Raw genomic sequence first — 17453 nt, 5'->3', positions numbered from 1 at the left:
CGCTCAGCTGGCGGCGGGCGTCAGGCGATCGAAGAGGGCTTCCAGGACGTTGAAGCGTTCTTCCGCCCGCTCCATCGGCACCTGGAACTTGAACAGGGTCGCGCCTTCCAGTCGATACTTCTTCGGCTGCGCCTGGATCATCTTCACCAGCACCAGCGGATCCACCTGGGTATCGGCGGCGAATTCCAGCCGTCCGCCCTGGGGTCCCGCATCCACCTTGACGATGCCCAGGCCCTCCGCACGCAGCTTGAGCAGCGTCAGGCGTACCAGGTTCTTGGTTGGTTCCGGCAGGAGCCCGAAGCGGTCGATCATCTCCACCTGCAGCTCCTTTAGTGCGTCTTCGTCCGCTGCCGAGGCGATGCGCTTGTAGAGGATCAACCGGGCATGGACATCGGGCAGGTAGTCTTCCGGGATCAGCGCGGGGACGCGCATGTTGATGTCCGGACCGCCGCCCAGGGGTTTTTCGAGGTTGGGTTGCTCGCCCTTGCGGATGGCCTTGACCGCGCGCTCCAGCATTTCCATGTAGAGGGTGAAACCTACCGCCTGGATCTGGCCGCTCTGGCCTTCGCCGAGCAATTCGCCGGCACCACGGATCTCCAGGTCGTGGGTCGCCAGGATGAAACCGGCCCCCAGGTCCTGGGCACCGGCGATGGCTTCCAGGCGCTTTTCGGCGTCCGGGGTCATGCCCTTACGCGGTGGGGTGAGCAGGTAGGCATAGGCCTGGTGGTGACTACGACCGACCCGGCCGCGTAGCTGGTGCAGCTGGGCCAGGCCAAACTTGTCGGCGCGCTCGATGATGATGGTGTTGGCGTTGGGGACGTCGATACCGGTCTCGATGATGGTCGAGGCCACCAGCACGTTGAATCTCTTGTGGTAGAAATCGCTCATCACCTGTTCGAGATCGCGTTCACGCATCTGCCCGTGGCCGATGCCGACCCGGGCCTCGGGCACCAATTCGGCCAGTTCGCGGGCCCGCTTCTCGATGGTCTTGACCTCGTTGTGCAGGAAGTACACCTGGCCGCCGCGCAACAGCTCGCGCAGCAGGGCTTCCTTGATCACCGCGTTCTGCTCCTCCATGACGAAGGTGCGCACCGAGAGGCGCCGTGCGGGCGGGGTGGCGATGATGGACAGGTCGCGCATGCCGGCCACGGCCATGTTCAGGGTGCGGGGAATCGGTGTGGCGGTGAGGGTGAGGATGTCCACCTCGCTGCGCAGCGACTTGAGCTGTTCCTTCTGGCGTACCCCGAAGCGGTGTTCCTCATCGATGATGGCCAGGCCGAGGTCCTTGAACTTTACATCGCCCTGCAGCAGCTTGTGGGTGCCGATGATGATGTCGATCTTGCCATCAGCCAGCTCGCGCGCGGCGGCGGCGACCTCCTGGGCCGATTTGAAGCGGCTCATCACCTCGACTCGCACCGGCCAGTCGGCGAAGCGGTCGCGGAAGCTGTTGTAGTGCTGCTGGGCGAGCAGGGTGGTGGGGACCAGCACCGCCACCTGGCGTCCACCGTGCACGGCGATGAAGGCCGCGCGCATGGCCACCTCGGTCTTGCCGAAGCCCACGTCGCCGCAGACCAGGCGATCCATGGGCGTGCCCGCCAGCATGTCCTTGTGCACGGCCTCGATGGCGGCCTGCTGGTCCGGCGTCTCCTCGAAGGGGAAGCCGGCGGAGAAGGTGGCGTAGTCCGCCGCCGGATCCTTGAAGGCATAGCCCTTGCGCGCGGCGCGGCGGGCATAGATGTCGAGCAGCTCGGCGGCGACGTCCCGTACCTGTTCGGCGGCCTTGCGCTTGGCCTTCTGCCAGGTTTCGGAGCCCAGCTTGTGCAGCGGCGCCAGAGCGTCGTCGGTGCCCGAGTAGCGGGCGATCAGGTGCAGGTTGGCCACCGGCACATAGAGCTTGGCGTCGTCGGCGTATTCGAGCAGCAGGAATTCCTGGGGCTGGTCGTCCAGCTCCAGGGTGATCAGGCCCATGTAGCGGCCTACGCCATGATCGATGTGCACCACCGGCGCGCCTTCGCGCAGCTCGGTGAGGTTCTTGATGACGTTCTCGCCGGCGTCACGACCCTTCTCGCGACGGCGGCGCTGCATGATGCGCTGGCCGAACAGCGGATTCTCCGGAATCAGGGCGACACCGGCGTCATCCAGCACCAGGCCTTCGTCCAGCGGCGCCAGGGCGATGGCGATGCGCTCGGCACTGGCTTGGAAGGCTGCCCAGCCTTCGACTTGGCCAGGGCGCAGATTCAGCCGCGCCAGCAATTCCAGCAGCACCTCGCGGCGACCGGCGCTTTCCGCGGTGAACAGCACGCGACCGGGGAAATCGGTGATGAAGTGCTCCAGTGCCGCCAGCGGCTGGCTGGCCTTGGCGTCGATGGCCAGATCAGGCAACGCCCGCGCGGTAAAACGTTCGCGGCCCACACCGGATTCCAGATCGTCCGCACCGATGACCACCCGCGGCCAGGCCTTCAGCCGGGCGAAACAGTCTTCCACCGGCAGGAAGACATCGGCCGGCGGCAGCAAGGGTCGCTCCGGATCGACTCGGCGGTCTTCGTAGCGATTGCGGACGTCGGTCCAGAATTGCTCGGCGGCCTGTTCGATGCCCGGCAGGGAAAACACCTGGGTGTTGGCCGGCAGATAGTCGAAGAGCGTCGAGGTCTCGTCGAAGAACAGCGGCAGGTAGTACTCGATGCCCGCCGGGGTGATGCCGCTGGCGAGATCCTGATAGATGGGGCAGCGGCGATAGTCGACGTCGAAGCGCTCGCGGAATCGCGCGCGAAAGCCGGTCACGGCTTCCTTATGCAGTGGGAATTCCCGCGCCGGCAACAGGCGGATACTGTCGACCTTGTCGATGGAACGCTGCGTCTCCGGATCGAAGGTGCGCAGCGTCTCGATCTCGTCGTCGAACAAGTCGATCCGGTAGGGCAGGTTGCTGCCCATGGGAAAGAGATCGATCAGGGCGCCGCGCACGGCGAACTCGCCATGTTCGTACACCGTATCCACATATCTATAGCCGGCTGCTTCCAGGCGCGCGCGGGTGGCTTCCACGTCCAGCCGCTGGCCGACGTCCAGCACCAGGCTGCTGCCGAGCAGGAAGCGCGTGGGTGCCAGGCGGTGTAGGGCGGTCGCCAGAGGGACTACCAAAATACCGTGGGAAAGCTCCGGCAGCCGATAAAGGGTGGCGACGCGCTGGGAGATGATGTCCTGGTGTGGCGAGAAGACATCGTAGGGCAGCGTCTCCCAATCGGGGAAATTCAGCACCGGCAATTCGGGGGCGAAGAAGCGCAGTTCCTGCTCCAGGCGATCAGCGGTCTGGCTGTCCTGGGTGATCAGCAGGGTGAAGCGGCGGGTCGCGGCCTTGGCGGCTTCAGCGATGGCGAGGGCTAGCGCGGCGCCGGGCAGATTGCCCCACTGCTGGCGGCCGGCGGTTTCAGGAATTGACGGGGTACGCAAAACTGACACGCGGGCGGAACTCCGGTGGATTTTGGGAGGGTTGGGATTGTAACGACCGGGCTTTCGCGCTGTCAGTGCAGCGACGCGCGTCGATTGCCTGGGACAGGCAGCGCGGTCATAATGTAGTTCCTTTTTTCAGCTCCTACATAGGGAAGGATTTGTCGTGAGTCAGAAGCCTGAGCAGTGCCTTGAAGAATGGATCGATCGCGAAGCGCTCGCCGAGGCCATGATTCCCCTGATTGGTCAGCTGTACCGTAACAACAATGTTGTGACCTCGATTTACGGTCGCGGTTTGGTCAACCGTTCGGTGATCTCCATTCTCAAGGCCCACCGGTTCGCCCGCCAGATCGACAACGTCGAGCTGTCCGTGCAGGACACCTACCCGTTGGTGAAGGCCCTGAGCGAGCTGGAACTGGGCGCCGCCTCCATCGACCTGGCCCGCCTGAGCCTGAAGTTCAAGGCCGAGGGTGCCGGTCGCGACCTTAAGGACTTCCTGCGCAGCGAGCTGTCCGCCGTGGTCGGCAAGCAGGGCGTCGAGCAGCGCAAGGGCAAGGACGTCGTACTCTACGGCTTCGGTCGCATCGGCCGCCTGCTGGCGCGCATCCTCATCGAGCACCAGGGTAGCGGCGACGGCCTGCGCCTGCGCGCCATCGTCGTGCGCAAGGGCGCCGACAACGACCTGGTCAAGCGTGCCAGCCTGCTGCGTCGCGACTCCGTGCACGGTTCCTTCGACGGCACCATCACCGTCGACGAAGCCAACAGCACCCTGTGCGCCAACGGCACCCTGATTAAGGTGATCTACTCCAACGATCCCACCACCGTCGACTACACCGCCTACGGCATCCAGGATGCCATCGTGGTCGACAACACCGGCAGATGGCGCGATGCCGAAGGCCTGGGCCAGCACCTCAAGTGCAAGGGCGTCTCCCGCGTGGTGCTGACCGCACCGGGCAAGGGCAGCCTGAAGAACATCGTGCATGGCATCAACCATGACACCATCACCGCCGAAGACACCATCGTTACCGCGGCGTCCTGCACCACCAACGCCATCGTGCCGATCCTGAAAGCGGTCAACGACAAGTACGGCATCGTCAACGGTCACGTCGAGACCGTGCATTCGTACACCAACGACCAGAACCTGATCGACAACTTCCACAAGGGCGATCGCCGTGGCCGCAGCGCCGCGCTGAACATGGTCATCACCGAGACCGGCGCCGCCAAGGCCGTGGCCAAGGCGCTGCCGGAACTGGCTGGCAAGCTGACCGGCAACGCCATCCGCGTGCCGACGCCCAACGTCTCCATGGCGATCCTCAACCTGAACCTGGAGAACGGCACCAGCAAGGACGAGATCAACGAGTACCTGCGTGAAATGGCGCTGCACTCGCCGCTGCACAAGCAGATCGACTTCGTGAACTCGCCGGAAGTAGTCTCCAGCGACTTCGTCGGCTCCCGCCATGCGGGCGTGGTCGACGCCGGTGCCACCATCGTCAGCGACAACCGCGTCGTGCTCTACGTCTGGTACGACAACGAGTTCGGCTACAGCTGTCAGGTCGTGCGGGTGCTGGAAGAGATGGCGGGGGTCAATCCGCCGGCCTTCCCGGCCTGAGTCTTGCGTCCTAGGCAAGGCTGACTTGCAAGAAAAAGCGGGAGCCCAGGCGGCTCCCGTTTTCGTTTTGGTCAGGTTTTGCGCCACAATAGCGGCCCGTGACAAGAGGTCGCAGCCCCCTGGGGCGATCTCGCGCCGGATCTGGCCTCTCGCGAGGCGATCCGGCTCCAGCCGTCGCCTGCGGACGGCTAACCTTCTGAGGAGAAAGCATGGCGGTCTATAGCTACGACGTGGTGGTACTGGGTTCGGGACCGGCAGGCGAGGGCGCGGCGATGAACGCCGCCAAGAATGGCCGCCGCGTGGCGGTGGTGGACAATCGCCAGGTGGTCGGCGGCAACTGCACCCATCTCGGTACCATTCCCTCCAAGGCCCTGCGCCATTCGGTCAAGCAGATCATCCAGTTCAACACCAACGAGATGTTCCGCTCCATCGGCGAGCCACGCTGGTTCTCCTTTCCCGACGTGTTGCGCAGCGCCGAGCGGGTGATCGCCCGTCAGGTGTCATCCCGTACCGGCTACTACGCACGCAACCGGGTCGACCTGTTCTTCGGTACCGCCAGCTTCGCCGACGAGAACACCATCGAGATCGTCAACCAGCGCGGCGACCTCGAGCGCCTGGTGGCCAAGCAGGTCGTCATCGCCACCGGTTCGCGTCCCTACCGGCCGGTGGATGTCGACTTCAGCCATCCGCGCATCTACGACAGCGACACCATCCTGTCGCTGACCCACACGCCGCGCCGGCTGATCATCTACGGCGCCGGGGTGATCGGCAGCGAATACGCCTCCATCTTCAGCGGCCTCGGCGTACTGGTCGACCTGATCGACAACCGCGACCAGCTGCTCAGCTTCCTCGACGACGAAATCTCCGACGCCCTGAGCTATCACCTGCAGAACAACAATGTGCTCATTCGTCACAACGAGGAATACGAGCGCATCGAAGGCCAGGAAAACGGCGTGATCCTGCACCTGAAGTCCGGCAAGAAGCTGCGCGCCGATGCCTTGCTGTGGTGCAACGGCCGGACCGGCAACACCGATCAGCTCGGGCTGCAGAACGTGGGCATCTCGGTGAACAGTCGTGGCCAGGTCACCGTGGACGAAAATTACCGGACTTCGGTTGCCAACATCTATGCGGCGGGCGATGTCATCGGCTGGCCGAGCCTGGCCAGTGCCGCCTACGACCAGGGGCGTTCGGCCTCGGACAATATCCTGCACGACAACAACGGGCGGGTAGTCAACGACATCCCTACCGGCATCTACACCATTCCCGAGATCAGTTCGCTGGGCAAGACCGAGCGTGAGCTGACCCAGGAGCGGGTGCCCTACGAGGTCGGCAAGGCCTTCTTCAAGAGCATGGCGCGGGCGCAGATCTCCGGCGAACCGGTGGGCATGCTGAAGATCCTCTTCCACCGCGAGACCCTACAGGTGCTGGGCGTGCACTGCTTCGGCGACCAGGCCTCGGAGATCCTGCACATCGGCCAGGCGATCATGAACCAGCAAGGCGAGGCGAACAGCATCCGCTATTTCGTCAACACCACCTTCAACTACCCGACCATGGCCGAAGCCTATCGGGTGGCGGCTTTCGATGGCTTGAATCGGTTGTTTTGACCGAGACGGCTTTACTCGCCGACACAATCGCGGCCATGGGCCGCTCCTACAGGGTGTAATGCTTCTGTAGGAGCGGCCCATGGCCGCGATAATGCGAGCAGCCGGTAGGTTGGGCTGAGTGCAGCGAAGCCCAACGATGCCTGGGTTCAACGCGGGCTGTTGGGCTTCGACGATAGAGCTGTCTCAACCCAACCTACGATTCCATGCGGCACCCGTAGGTTGGGCTGAGCACAGCGAAGCCCAACGATGCCTGGGTTCGACTCCGGGCCGTTGGGCTTCGACGATAGAGCTGTCTCAACCCAACCTACGATTCCATGCGGCACCCGTAGGTTGGGCTGAGCACAGCGAAGCCCAACGATGCTGGGTTCACTCGGGCTGTTGGGCTTCGACGATGGAGCCGTCTCAGCCCAACCTACGATCCCATGCGGCACCCGTATGTTGGGCTGAGCACAGCGAAGCCCAACGATGCTCGGATTCGATTCGTCAGGTCCTACCCCAGCGTCCGCTGCGCCAGGCTCGGGAAGTCGGTGATCAGGCTGTCCGCGCCGAAATCGGCCAGACGGCGCATCAGGCTGGCGTCGTTCACCGTCCAGACCGAGACGTGCAGTCCCTGCCGCTGGGCCTTGAGCAGGCGTTCCGGGGTGCACAGCGTCCAGTTCAGCGCCAGCAGGTGGCAATCGTAGTGGGCGGCCACCTTGAGCGGATCCAGCCAGGCGTATTCCGCCACCAGGCCACGGGCCAGATGGGGGGTATCGCGCTGCAGGGCGCCCAGGACCTCACGCGAGGCACTGGTCACGGTGATCTTCTCCTGCAGGCCGAATTCCTCGACCAGCTGGGCGATGGCCTTCACGGTCTGCGCCGCCCGCACCCGCGAGGCGCTCTTCACTTCCAGCTGCCAGTGTTCGAAGGGGCACTTCTCGAACAGCTCGCGCAGGGTCGGGATGGGGCTGGGACGTGGCCAGACCGGGCCACCCTGGCGGGCATCCAGGGCGACCAGATCGGCGACGGCCTTTTCGCTGACCTTGCCGCCCCGGCCGGTGGTGCGTTTCAGGGTGGGGTCGTGGATCACCACCAGTTCGCCGTCACGGGAGAGGTGCAGGTCCAGCTCGCAACGCCTGACACCCAGTTCCAGGCACAGCTCGAAACCGGCCAGGGTGTTTTCCGGGGCTTCGCCGCGGGCCCCGCGGTGTCCATAGATGAGGGTCATGAAGGCTCCTAGACGCTAGGGTGAAGGGGCGGGGCGACGCAGTTCACGAACCGCATCCAGCACCCGATCGTTTTCGAAATAGACGCTGAAATCGCGATAGTCCCAGCGGCGAATGGGCGGGCGGCCAACCGGAGGATGCTCCTGGTCGGGCAGGCCGAAGCGTTCCAGCACCTGGCTGCGGCTGTCGCCCCGCTGGGGCAGCGGCGTGCCGGCCTGGCCCTGCTGGCCCAGCGGGATCTGCAGGGTCTCGGCCCAGCCGGGGAGGGCAATGCCGAGCAGCAAGGCGGCCAGCCAGGGACGTTTCACGCCTCCTCTCCGCGGTCGGCGCGGCGCACCCGGGCCTGCTGGCGCAGGACATGGCGCGCCAGCAACTGGCGCTGGGCATCTTCCAGGTCGATGAAGCTGGTGCCGATCTCATATCCGCCACTGACGGCCTGGCAACCGGTCACCTCGGCCAGCACCTGCAGGCCGAGGCCCTGGGGTGGCAGCGCCATGCGTAGGTCGAGTCGGGTGCCCAGGGCATAGGGCTCGGCATCGACGAAGGCCAGGCCCCCTTCGGAGAGCACCACGTCGCGGGTCGCGCCGCTGTCGTGCAAGAGATTCCAGGTAAAGGCCTGGCCAAGCAGGTCGAGGCGCTTGTGCACCAGGCGCAGGCAGGCGGTGACGGCGCGATCGCGCTCGTCCAGATTGCGCAGCAGGTGACGGGATTCGAATTCCAGCTGATGCAGTTCGCTCAGGAGTGCGAACAGCGGCGCGGTCTCGCCGGGGACCCCGTCGGCAGGGCTGATTTGCAGTGCGATACGGTCGGTGATGCGATAGTATTCCCGCCGTTCACGCGCGTCTGGGGTGGTCATGTCGGGCCGCTCCGTGGGTGATGGCCCCGAGTGTAGCCGGCGAGCCGGCACGGTGTCGCCGTCCAACCCGCAGGGCGCCTACGTCTTTCCGCCGTGCAAGCGAGCCTATGTTCAGACCCCTGCCGATCTACCTTGGCCTGCGTTACGTCCGCGCCAAGCGCCGCAATCATTTCGTTTCCTTCATCTCGCTCACCTCCATGATCGGCCTGGCCCTCGGCGTGGTCGTCATGATCGTGGTGCTGTCGGTCATGAACGGCTTCGACCGCGAGATGCGCGATCGCGTCCTCGGCATGATTCCCCATGCGACGGTGGAGTCCTACCAGCCGGTCACCGACTGGCGCAGCGTGCGCGAGTTGGCCCTGCAGAACAGCCAGGTGGCCGCGGTGGCGCCCTTCACCCAGTTGCAGGGCATGCTGGCCCACGACAAGGCGGTGCAGACGGTACTGCTCAACGCTATAGACCCGGCCGAGGAATCCAAGGTCTCGATCATCGCCAGCTTCATGCGCGAGGGGAGGCTCGACGACCTCAAGCCGGGCGACTTCGGCATCATCATCGGCTCCCTGGCCGCCGAAAAACTGGGCGTCAAGATCGGTGACAAGCTCACCTACATCGCTCCGGAAGTGGCCGTGACCCCCGCCGGTATGTTTCCGCGCATGAAGAGATTCACCGTGGTGGGCATCTTCAGCGTCGGCGCCGGCGAACTGGACGGCTCGGTGGGCCTGATCGACATCGAGGACGCCGCGCGCCTGCAGCGCTGGCCGGCGAACGCGGTGCAGGGTGTGCGCCTCAAGCTGCACGACCTGTTCCAGGCGCCGGACGTGTCCTGGAACATCGCCCGCCAGCTGCCCGGCAACGACTGGTACGCCCGCGACTGGACCCGCACCCATGGCAATCTCTATCAGGCCATCGGCATGGAAAAGACCATGATCGGCCTGCTGCTGCTGCTGATCGTCGCCGTGGCCGCCTTCAACATCGTCTCCACCCTGGTGATGGTGGTGACCGACAAGAAGTCGGACATCGCCATCCTGCGCACCCTGGGCGCCACGCCCCGGCAGATCATGGCGGTGTTCATGGTCCAGGGAACCTTCATCGGCGTCATCGGCACCGCCATCGGCTGCCTGCTGGGCGTGCTCGCCGCGCTCAACGTCAGCGCCGCGCTGGCCTGGGTGCAGCGGGTCACCGGGCACCAGTTCCTCAACGCCGAGGTGTATTTCATCGACTACCTGCCGGCGCAGCTGCAGCTGCACGACGTCCTGCTGGTCTGCGGCGCGTCCTTCGCCCTGAGCTTCCTGGCCACGCTCTATCCCTCCTGGAGCGCCGCCCGTACCCAACCCGCCGAGGCCCTGCGTTATGAATGATCGAGCCGTTTTGCGTTGCCAGGACCTGGGCAAGCGCTACGAGGAAGGCCCCCAGACCGTCGAGGTGCTGAGCAACGTCCAGCTAACCCTGCAACCGGGCGAGCGGGTGTCCATCGTCGGCAGTTCGGGATCGGGCAAGACCACCCTGCTGAATCTGCTCGGCGGCCTCGATACCCCCAGCAGCGGCAGTGTCTGGCTCGACGGCGAGGAGCTGTCGGCGCTGAACGAGAAGGCCCGCGGCCTCTTGCGCAATCGCGCCATGGGCTTCGTCTACCAGTTCCACCACCTGCTGCCCGAATTCAGTGCCCTGGAAAACGTCTGCATGCCCTTGCTGATCGGCAAGGCCTCCATCGGCGAAGCCCGTGAGCGCGCGGCCAAGCTGCTGGAACGGGTCGGCCTCGGTCATCGCCTGGGCCACAAGCCGGCCGAGCTGTCCGGTGGCGAGCGCCAGCGCGTGGCCATCGCCCGGGCCCTGGTCAACCAGCCCAAGCTGGTACTGCTCGACGAACCCACCGGCAACCTCGACCAGCACACCGCCCATGGGATCCAGGACTTGATGCTGGAGTTGTCCACGTCGCTGCGCACGGCCTTCCTGGTGGTGACCCACGACCAGGTGCTGGCTGGCCAGATGGACCGGATGCTGCGCCTGGACGAAGGCCATCTGGTCGACGCCACGCCGGCCCGGCAGGTCTGAGGTCGTCATGTTCAGACCTCTTTCGCTGTTCATCGGCCTGAGATACACCCGCGCCAAGCGGCGCAAGTCGTTCATCTCCTTCTTCTCGCTGGTCTCCATGTTCGGCCTGGCCCTGGGCGTGCTGGCCATGATCCTGGTGCTGTCGGTGATGAACGGCTTCCAGGAGGAAATGCGTGGCCGCATCCTCGGCATGGTGCCCCATGCCTTCATCAGCGGCGCCCAGCCGCTGGACGACTGGCGCCCGCTGGCAGCCAAGGCCGAGCAGCAGCCCCATGTGCTGGCGGCGGTGCCCTACACCCAGTTGCAGGGCATGCTCTCGGTGCGTGGCCGCATGCAGCCGCTGCTGGTGGACGGCGTCGATCCGGCCCAGGAAAAGCGAGTCTCCATCGTCGGCGAGCGCATGACTCAGGGCAGTCTCGACGCCCTCAAGCCCGGTGAATTCGGCATCGTGCTGGGCGAGATCGCCGCGCGACGCTTCCAGTTGGAGCTGGGCAGCCAGGTCACGGTGATCATCCCGGAAGTGGGCGCCACTGGCAGTATCACCCCACGGCTGCGCCGCTTCACCGTGGTCGGCACCTTCAAGGTCGGCGCCGAGCTGGATGCCTCCCTGGCGCTGATCAACGTCGCCGATGCCGCGCCGCTCAAGGGCTGGCAGCCGGGGCAGGTAGAGAGCATCCGCCTGGCGCTGGACGATCTGTTCCAGGCGCCGCGCATCTCCCGCGACGTGGCCAAGGCCTTGGGCGACGGCTACCAGGCGCGTGACTGGACGATCTCCCAGGGCAGCCTGTTCCAGGCCATGCAGATGGAAAAGACCATGATCGGCCTGCTGCTCCTGCTGATCGTCGCCGTGGCCGCCTTCAACATCATCGCCACCCTGATCATGGTGGTGGCCGACAAGAAAGCCGACATCGCCATCCTGCGCACCCTGGGCGCCACGCCCGGGCAGATCATGGCGGTGTTCATGGTCCAGGGCACGGTGATCGGCCTGGTCGGCACCCTGATCGGCGGCGTGCTGGGCGTTATCGCGGCGCTCAACGTCAGCAGTTGGATCGCCGCCCTTGAGCGGCTGGTCGGCCACAAGCTGTTCGGCGGCGACATGTACTTCATCAGTAACCTGCCGTCGCGGCTGGAGTTGGAAGACGTAGTGCTGATCGCCGTGGCCGCCCTGAGCATGAGTTTCCTGGCGACCCTCTATCCCGCCTGGCGCGCCTCCCGCACCTCACCGGCCGAAGCGCTGCGCTACGACTGATCTCCCTGCCGGGCCCGGTGGCGGCTTGCCCCTGGCCCTCTGGCGTCCGAACTGCTCTAATTCGCGCTTCTGAAGCCCTTTCGGCTCTCCAAGGATGGAGTCCTGATGCGCGCCGCTCTGCTGTCCTTCGCCCTCGGCGTGCTGTTCCTGCGCGCCTTCGCCTCGCTGCCGTCGTTGCCGCTGCTGGCGGCCCTCGCGGCGATGGCCCTGGGGCTGCTGCTGACCCGCTTCCTGGCCCTTGGCGCCTGCGGCCTGGGCCTGGCCTGGGCGTTGCTCAATGCCCACTGGGCCCTGGACGATCGTCTGGCTCCGGCGCTGGAGCAGCGGGTGCTGTGGATCGAAGGCCAGATCAGCGGCCTGCCCGCGGTGGACGCCGACGCGGTGGCCTTCGTGCTCGCCGGGGCTACCAGCCGCCGCGACCTGAAGCTACCGGCGCGGATCCGCCTGAACTGGCACGGTGGTCCCCGTCCGCTGGCCGGCGAACGCTGGCGCCTGGCGGCGGAGTTGCGCGGCCCCGCGGGCCTGGTCAACCCCCTGGGCCAGGATCGCGAAGCCTGGCTGCTGGCCCAGGGCATCGGCGCCACCGGCAGCGTCAAGGATGGCCAGCGCCTGGCGGCGGCCAGTGGCCTGGCGACCTGGCGCGACGGTATCCGGCAATACCTGCAGACCCGCAATCCGGCCGGGCAGGGCGGGTTGCTGGCCGCCCTGGTGGTGGGCGATGGCTCGGGCATCACCGATGCCCAGTGGCAGCTGTTCCAGGACACCGGCACCGTGCACCTGATGGTGATCTCCGGGCAGCACATCAGCCTGGTCGCCCTCAGCGTCTATGCCGGGGTGGTCCTCCTGGCGCGCCGTGGTCTCTGGCCAAGCCGGTTGCCCTGGCGCCTGTCGGCCGCGGTGCTGACGATCGCCACCGCGCTGGGCTACGGACTGCTGGCCGGCTTCGAGGTGCCGGTACAGCGCGCCTGCGTCATGGTCACCCTGGGGCTGCTCTGGCAACTGGGCCGCCAGCAGGTTCGCCTGGCGGACGCCGTCCTGCTGGCCCTGGTGCTGGTGCTGGCGGCCAATCCGCTGGTCAGTCTGCTGACGGGTTTCTGGCTCTCCTTTGGCGCCGTGCTGTTGCTGCTCTGGAGCTTCGCCGGCCGTCTGGGCCGACTGCCCTGGTGGGCTACCCTCGGGCGGGCCCAGTGGTGCATGGCCGTGGGGCTGGCGCCGCTGCTTCTGGCGCTGGGCCTGCCCCTGAGCCTGAGCGGCCCGCTGGCCAACGCCCTGGCCGTGCCGCTGATGGACCTGGCCATCGTGCCCCTGGCGTTGGTGGGTACCCTGCTGTCGCTGCTCTGGTCGCCGCTGGGCGAGCCCGCGTTGTGGCTGGCCGGTGGGCTGTTGCAGGGACTGCTCTGGGTGCTGACCGGGTTGGCGCATCTGGCCGCCGCCTGGCAGCCCGTATTGGCGCCTGCCTGGACGCTGTGGCTGGCAGGACTAGGGGCGTTGCTGGCCCTACTGCCCGCGGGCGTGCCGCTGCGCGGCCTTGGCGCACTGCTGATGCTGCCCGGGCTGTTTCCCCCGGTGCCTGCGCCCGGGGAGGGGCTGGCGCGGATCACCGTATTGGACGTGGGGCAGGGGCTGGCCGTACTGGTGCGCACCCGTGACCATGCCCTGCTCTACGACGCCGGTCCGCGCCAGGGCAGCTATGACAGCGGCGCCCGGGTCGTCCTGCCCAACCTGAAGGCCGCCGGCATCGATACCCTGGATGTCATGCTGCTCAGTCATGCCGATGCCGACCATGCCGGCGGTGCGCTGGCCGTCGCCAGGGGGCTGCCGCCGGACCGGGTGCTCAGTGGTGAGGTGGGTCGCCTACAGCCGCAATTGCGCGCCCGGGATTGTGAAGACGGCGCCCGCTGGGAGTGGAACGAGGTCGGCTTCACCACCTGGTGGCGTCCCGACGCGGATTCCAATGCCGCCTCCTGTGTACTCCGCGTCGAGGCCAGGGGCGAGCGCCTGCTGCTGACCGGCGATATCGATGCTCGCCGCGAGGCGGAGTTGGTGGCCAGTGGCAAGCCCCTGGCGGCGCAGTGGCTCGTCGCCCCGCACCACGGCAGTCGCAGTGGCTCCAGCGCCGTCTTCATCGAGGCCGTCCAGCCACGCGGCGTGCTGATCTCCCGCGGGCTGAACAATCGCTATGGCCATCCCCATCCCCAGGTGCTGGCGCGCTATCGCGAGCGCGGCGTGCTGCCCTACGACACCGCCGCGCTGGGTGCCCTGACCTGGACCCTCGGTCGCTGGGAGGCACCGCGCGGTCAGCGCCAGGAGCGTCACTGGTGGCGAATACCCCCGCCGACACCCTAAGGCGTTCGTGCTAGAGTGGCCGCATTTTGCGGCAGGGGTAACGGTCTCGTGTTCGAAATGGTCAAAGCTGGCGGCTGGATGATGCTGCCGATCATCCTCAGTTCCATCCTGGCCACGGCCATCATCGCCGAGCGGCTGTGGACCCTGAGGCGCGGCCGGGTCGCCCCGCCCACGCTGCTCGCCCAGGTCTGGCGCTGGATCCAGGACAAACAGCTCAACAATGAACGTCTGCGCGAGTTGCGTGCCGGTTCGCCCCTGGGCGACATCCTCGCCGCGGGCCTGACCAATTCCCGTCATGGTCGCGACATCATGAAAGAAGCCATCGAGGAAGCCGGCAGCCGCGTGGTGCATGACCTCGAGCGCTATCTCAACACCCTCGGCAGCATCGCCGCCCTGGCGCCGCTGATGGGTCTGCTCGGCACGGTGTTCGGCATGATCGATATCTTCAGCGCCTTCATGAACGACGGCATGGCCAATGCGCCCATTCTCGCCGGCGGCATCTCCAAGGCCCTGGTCACCACCGCCGCCGGTCTGCTGGTGGCGATTCCCGCGGTGTTCTTTCATCGCTATCTGCTGCGTCGGGTGGACGAGCTGGTGGTGGGCATGGAGCAGGAAGCGGTCAAGCTGGTGGACATCCTCCACGGTGATCGCGAGGTGGACGTCCGCGAAGGAGCCCTGGCGTGAAATTCCGTCGTCGCGCCGGGGGCGCCGCTCGCGAAGAGGTCTATATCAACCTGGCCTCCTTCATCGACGTCATCTTCGTCCTGCTACTGTTCTTCGTGGTGACCGCGACCTTCAGCCGGCCCAGCCAGCTGAAGATCGAGCTGCCCGAGGCCGACAGCGCCGCGGCAGCCGCCAACCAGGCCAAGACCCTGGAAATCAGCATCACCGCCGAAGGCCAGATGGCGCTCAACGGCCAGACCCTGGCACGCAACGACCTGACCGGCCTGACCACCGCGCTGCAGCGTGAATCCGGCGGCGACAACAGCCTGCCGCTGGTGATCACCGCCGATGGCCGCGCCACCCACCAGGCGGTGGTCATGGCCATGGATGCCGCCGGCAAGCTGGGCTTCAGCCAGCTGCGCATCACCACCCTCGAGGCTCAGGCGAAACGTCCGTGAGCCTGGGCGAGCGCCTGGTCCGCGCCTGGTACGCAGGCCATCCGGCCCTGGGCCTGCTGACGCCGCTCGAAGTCCTCTATCGCCAGGTCGCCCGGCGCAAGCGCCAGCGCTTCCTGGCGGGGCAGGGCAGCATCCATCGGGCGCCGGTCCCGGTCATCGTGGTGGGCAATCTCACCGTCGGCGGGACCGGCAAGACGCCCATGATCCTCTGGCTGATCGATCATCTGCGCGCGCGCGGCCTCAGGGTCGGCGTGGTCAGTCGCGGTTATGGCGCCACGCCGCCGAGCCTGCCCTGGCGCGTGCGGGCGACCGACACCGCTGCCGTCGCCGGCGACGAGCCGCTGCTGATCGTGCAGCGCACCGGGGTGGCGCTGGTCACGGATCCCGACCGCGGTCGTGCCGTCGAGCGCCTGCTCGCCGAAGAGTCGCTCGATGTCATCCTCAGCGACGACGGCCTGCAGCACTATCGCCTGGCGCGGGATCTGGAACTGGTGATGGTCGATGCGGCGCGGGGGTTCGGCAACGGCCGCTGCCTGCCGGCGGGGCCGCTGCGCGAACCCCTGGAGCGCCTGGCCGAGGTGGACGCCGTGATCCACAACGGCGCCGCCGTCGATCCTGCCGACGGCTACGGCTTGACCCTGCAGCCCAGTGCCCTGGTCAATCTGCGCAGCGGCGAGACCCGGCCGCTGGATTTCTTTCCGCCAGGGCAGCGCCTGCATGCCCTGGCCGGCATCGGCAACCCCGGGCGTTTCTTCGCCACCCTCGAAGGACTACACTGGCAGCCGTTGCCCCATGCCTTCGCCGATCACGCCACCTACAGCGCCGCGGACCTGGCCTTCACGCCCGAGCTGCCGCTGGTGATGACCGAGAAGGACGCGGTCAAGTGCCGGTCCTTCGCCGCCGCCGACTGGTGGTACCTGGCGGTGGACGCCCAGCCCTCGGCCGCCTTCGTCGCCTGGCTGGATGGGCGTCTCGACCGGCTCCTGCCCGAACACTCTCACTGACGGAACCTCTGCCCATGGATCTCAAGCTGCTGGATATCCTCGCCTGCCCCCTGACCAAGAGTCCGCTGATCCTAAGCGACGACAAGACCGAACTCATCAGCAAGGCCGCCGGCCTGGCCTTCCCGATTCGCGACGGCATCCCGGTGATGCTGGAAAGCGAGGCGCGCATCATCACCACGGACGAGCGTCTGGATAAATGAGCACCGCCTTCACCGTCGTCATTCCGGCGCGACTCGCCAGCACCCGGCTACCCAACAAGCCGCTGCTCGACATCGCCGGCAAGCCGATGATCCAGCACGTCTGGGAGCAGGCGCGGCGCAGTGGCGCCGAGCAGGTGGTGGTGGCGACCGACCACGACGACATCCTGCGCGCCTGCGAAGGCTTTGGCGCCCGGGTCCTGCTGACCCGCGCCGATCATGCCTCGGGCACCGATCGCCTGGCCGAGGTGGCCGAGCTGCTCGGCCTGGCCGACGACGCCCTGGTGGTCAACGTCCAGGGCGACGAGCCGCTGATTCCGCCGGCGGTGATCGACCAGGTGGCGGGCAATCTCGCCGCCCATCCCGAAGCCGGCGTGGCCACCCTCGCGGAGCCGATCGCGGACGTCGACAGCCTGTTCAATCCCAATGTGGTCAAGGTGAGCACCGACCTGAACGGCCTGGCGCTGACCTTCAGCCGGGCGCCGCTGCCCTGGGCGCGCAATGCCTTCGCCAGTGATCGCGCGCAGTTGCCCCAGGGTTTTCCCTACCGCCGGCATATCGGCATCTATGCCTATCGCGCCGATTTTCTCGCTGACTTCGTCAGCTGGGGTCCCTGCGCCCTGGAAGAGACCGAAGCCCTGGAGCAGCTGCGTGCCCTCTGGCACGGCGTCCGCATCCATGTCGCCGATGCTCTGGAAGCGCCCCAGGCCGGGGTGGATACCCTGGAAGACCTCGAGCGCGTCAGGCGCCTGCTGGGAGCCTAGATGAC

The 17453-nt window shown here is 66.6% G+C and carries 15 protein-coding genes; 11 read left to right on the top strand and 4 right to left on the bottom strand.

Translation table 11 applies throughout. The features are described 5' to 3' along the window. Window positions 1–3: 3 nt before the first annotated feature. Entirely contained in the window at window positions 4–3453 is a 3450-nt protein-coding gene (gene mfd, locus C722_RS0106785) for a transcription-repair coupling factor (protein WP_026083697.1), read from the bottom strand. A 154-nt stretch (window positions 3454–3607) separates the two neighbouring features. On the opposite strand from mfd, the gene C722_RS0106780 reads away from it, so the two are divergent. Both C722_RS0106780 and sthA read left to right on the top strand, forming a co-directional pair. After that, window positions 3608–5050 carry a glyceraldehyde-3-phosphate dehydrogenase gene (locus C722_RS0106780; RefSeq protein ID WP_017639775.1) on the top strand — a complete coding sequence of 481 codons (1443 nt, stop codon included), beginning with the start codon at window positions 3608–3610 and terminating at the stop codon, window positions 5048–5050. A gap of 209 nt (window positions 5051–5259) precedes the next feature. Next, window positions 5260–6654, top strand: a complete 1395-nt coding sequence (gene sthA / locus C722_RS0106775; protein WP_017639774.1) for a Si-specific NAD(P)(+) transhydrogenase — start codon at window positions 5260–5262, stop codon at window positions 6652–6654. A gap of 490 nt (window positions 6655–7144) precedes the next feature. Here the strand turns inward: sthA and C722_RS0106770 are convergent, their stop codons facing one another. From C722_RS0106770 to C722_RS0106760, 3 genes are read right to left on the bottom strand one after another with little or no spacing between them, the layout of a single operon-like run. Next, a complete protein-coding gene (locus C722_RS0106770; RefSeq protein WP_017639773.1) occupies window positions 7145–7861 on the bottom strand; it encodes a glycerophosphodiester phosphodiesterase in 717 nt (238 codons plus the stop codon). Window positions 7862–7876: 15 nt separating this feature from the next. Beyond that, window positions 7877–8167, bottom strand: coding sequence for a phosphodiesterase (locus C722_RS0106765; RefSeq protein ID WP_017639772.1), 291 nt, complete (start codon window positions 8165–8167; stop codon window positions 7877–7879). Further along, complete coding sequence (locus tag C722_RS0106760; RefSeq protein ID WP_017639771.1) at window positions 8164–8715, bottom strand: PilZ domain-containing protein; 552 nt, start codon at window positions 8713–8715, stop codon at window positions 8164–8166. The genes C722_RS0106765 and C722_RS0106760 overlap by 4 nt, the downstream gene beginning before the upstream one ends. Window positions 8716–8822: 107 nt before the next feature. Between C722_RS0106760 and C722_RS0106755 the strand changes: the two genes are divergently transcribed. The 9 genes from C722_RS0106755 (at window position 8823) to kdsB (ending at window position 17448) form a co-directional block, all read left to right on the top strand. Beyond that, window positions 8823–10073, top strand: coding sequence for a lipoprotein-releasing ABC transporter permease subunit (locus C722_RS0106755; RefSeq protein ID WP_017639770.1), 1251 nt, complete (start codon window positions 8823–8825; stop codon window positions 10071–10073). After that, window positions 10066–10767 carry a lipoprotein-releasing ABC transporter ATP-binding protein LolD gene (lolD, locus tag C722_RS0106750; protein ID WP_026083696.1) on the top strand — a complete coding sequence of 234 codons (702 nt, stop codon included), beginning with the start codon at window positions 10066–10068 and terminating at the stop codon, window positions 10765–10767. The genes C722_RS0106755 and lolD overlap by 8 nt, the downstream gene beginning before the upstream one ends. A gap of 7 nt (window positions 10768–10774) precedes the next feature. Further along, window positions 10775–12016: a lipoprotein-releasing ABC transporter permease subunit gene (locus C722_RS0106745; protein WP_017639769.1), complete on the top strand. Its 1242-nt coding sequence runs from the start codon at window positions 10775–10777 to the stop codon at window positions 12014–12016. 105 nt (window positions 12017–12121) lie between these two features. Continuing rightward, entirely contained in the window at window positions 12122–14362 is a 2241-nt protein-coding gene (locus tag C722_RS0106740) for a DNA internalization-related competence protein ComEC/Rec2 (protein ID WP_017639768.1), read from the top strand. A gap of 48 nt (window positions 14363–14410) precedes the next feature. Continuing rightward, window positions 14411–15046 (top strand): MotA/TolQ/ExbB proton channel family protein, encoded by a 636-nt coding sequence (locus C722_RS0106735; protein ID WP_017639767.1) that lies wholly within the window; start codon window positions 14411–14413, stop codon window positions 15044–15046. After that, window positions 15043–15483 carry a biopolymer transporter ExbD gene (locus C722_RS0106730; protein WP_017639766.1) on the top strand — a complete coding sequence of 147 codons (441 nt, stop codon included), beginning with the start codon at window positions 15043–15045 and terminating at the stop codon, window positions 15481–15483. Before C722_RS0106735 ends, C722_RS0106730 begins: the two co-directional genes overlap by 4 nt. Next, window positions 15480–16487 (top strand): tetraacyldisaccharide 4'-kinase, encoded by a 1008-nt coding sequence (lpxK, locus tag C722_RS0106725; RefSeq protein ID WP_017639765.1) that lies wholly within the window; start codon window positions 15480–15482, stop codon window positions 16485–16487. The genes C722_RS0106730 and lpxK overlap by 4 nt, the downstream gene beginning before the upstream one ends. A gap of 14 nt (window positions 16488–16501) precedes the next feature. After that, window positions 16502–16687, top strand: coding sequence for a Trm112 family protein (locus tag C722_RS0106720; RefSeq protein WP_007162406.1), 186 nt, complete (start codon window positions 16502–16504; stop codon window positions 16685–16687). Further along, window positions 16684–17448 carry a 3-deoxy-manno-octulosonate cytidylyltransferase gene (kdsB, locus tag C722_RS0106715; RefSeq protein WP_017639764.1) on the top strand — a complete coding sequence of 255 codons (765 nt, stop codon included), beginning with the start codon at window positions 16684–16686 and terminating at the stop codon, window positions 17446–17448. Before C722_RS0106720 ends, kdsB begins: the two co-directional genes overlap by 4 nt. The last annotated feature ends 5 nt before the right edge of the window (window positions 17449–17453 follow it).

Origin of the sequence: Pseudomonas sp. 313 (assembly GCF_000316965.1) — a bacterium.
In the GTDB taxonomy this organism is placed as follows: Bacteria; Pseudomonadota; Gammaproteobacteria; order Pseudomonadales; family Pseudomonadaceae; genus Chryseomonas; species Chryseomonas benzopyrenica.
Note: the sequence above shows the minus strand (reverse complement) of the source record. Positions and strands in the feature narration are given on the sequence as shown.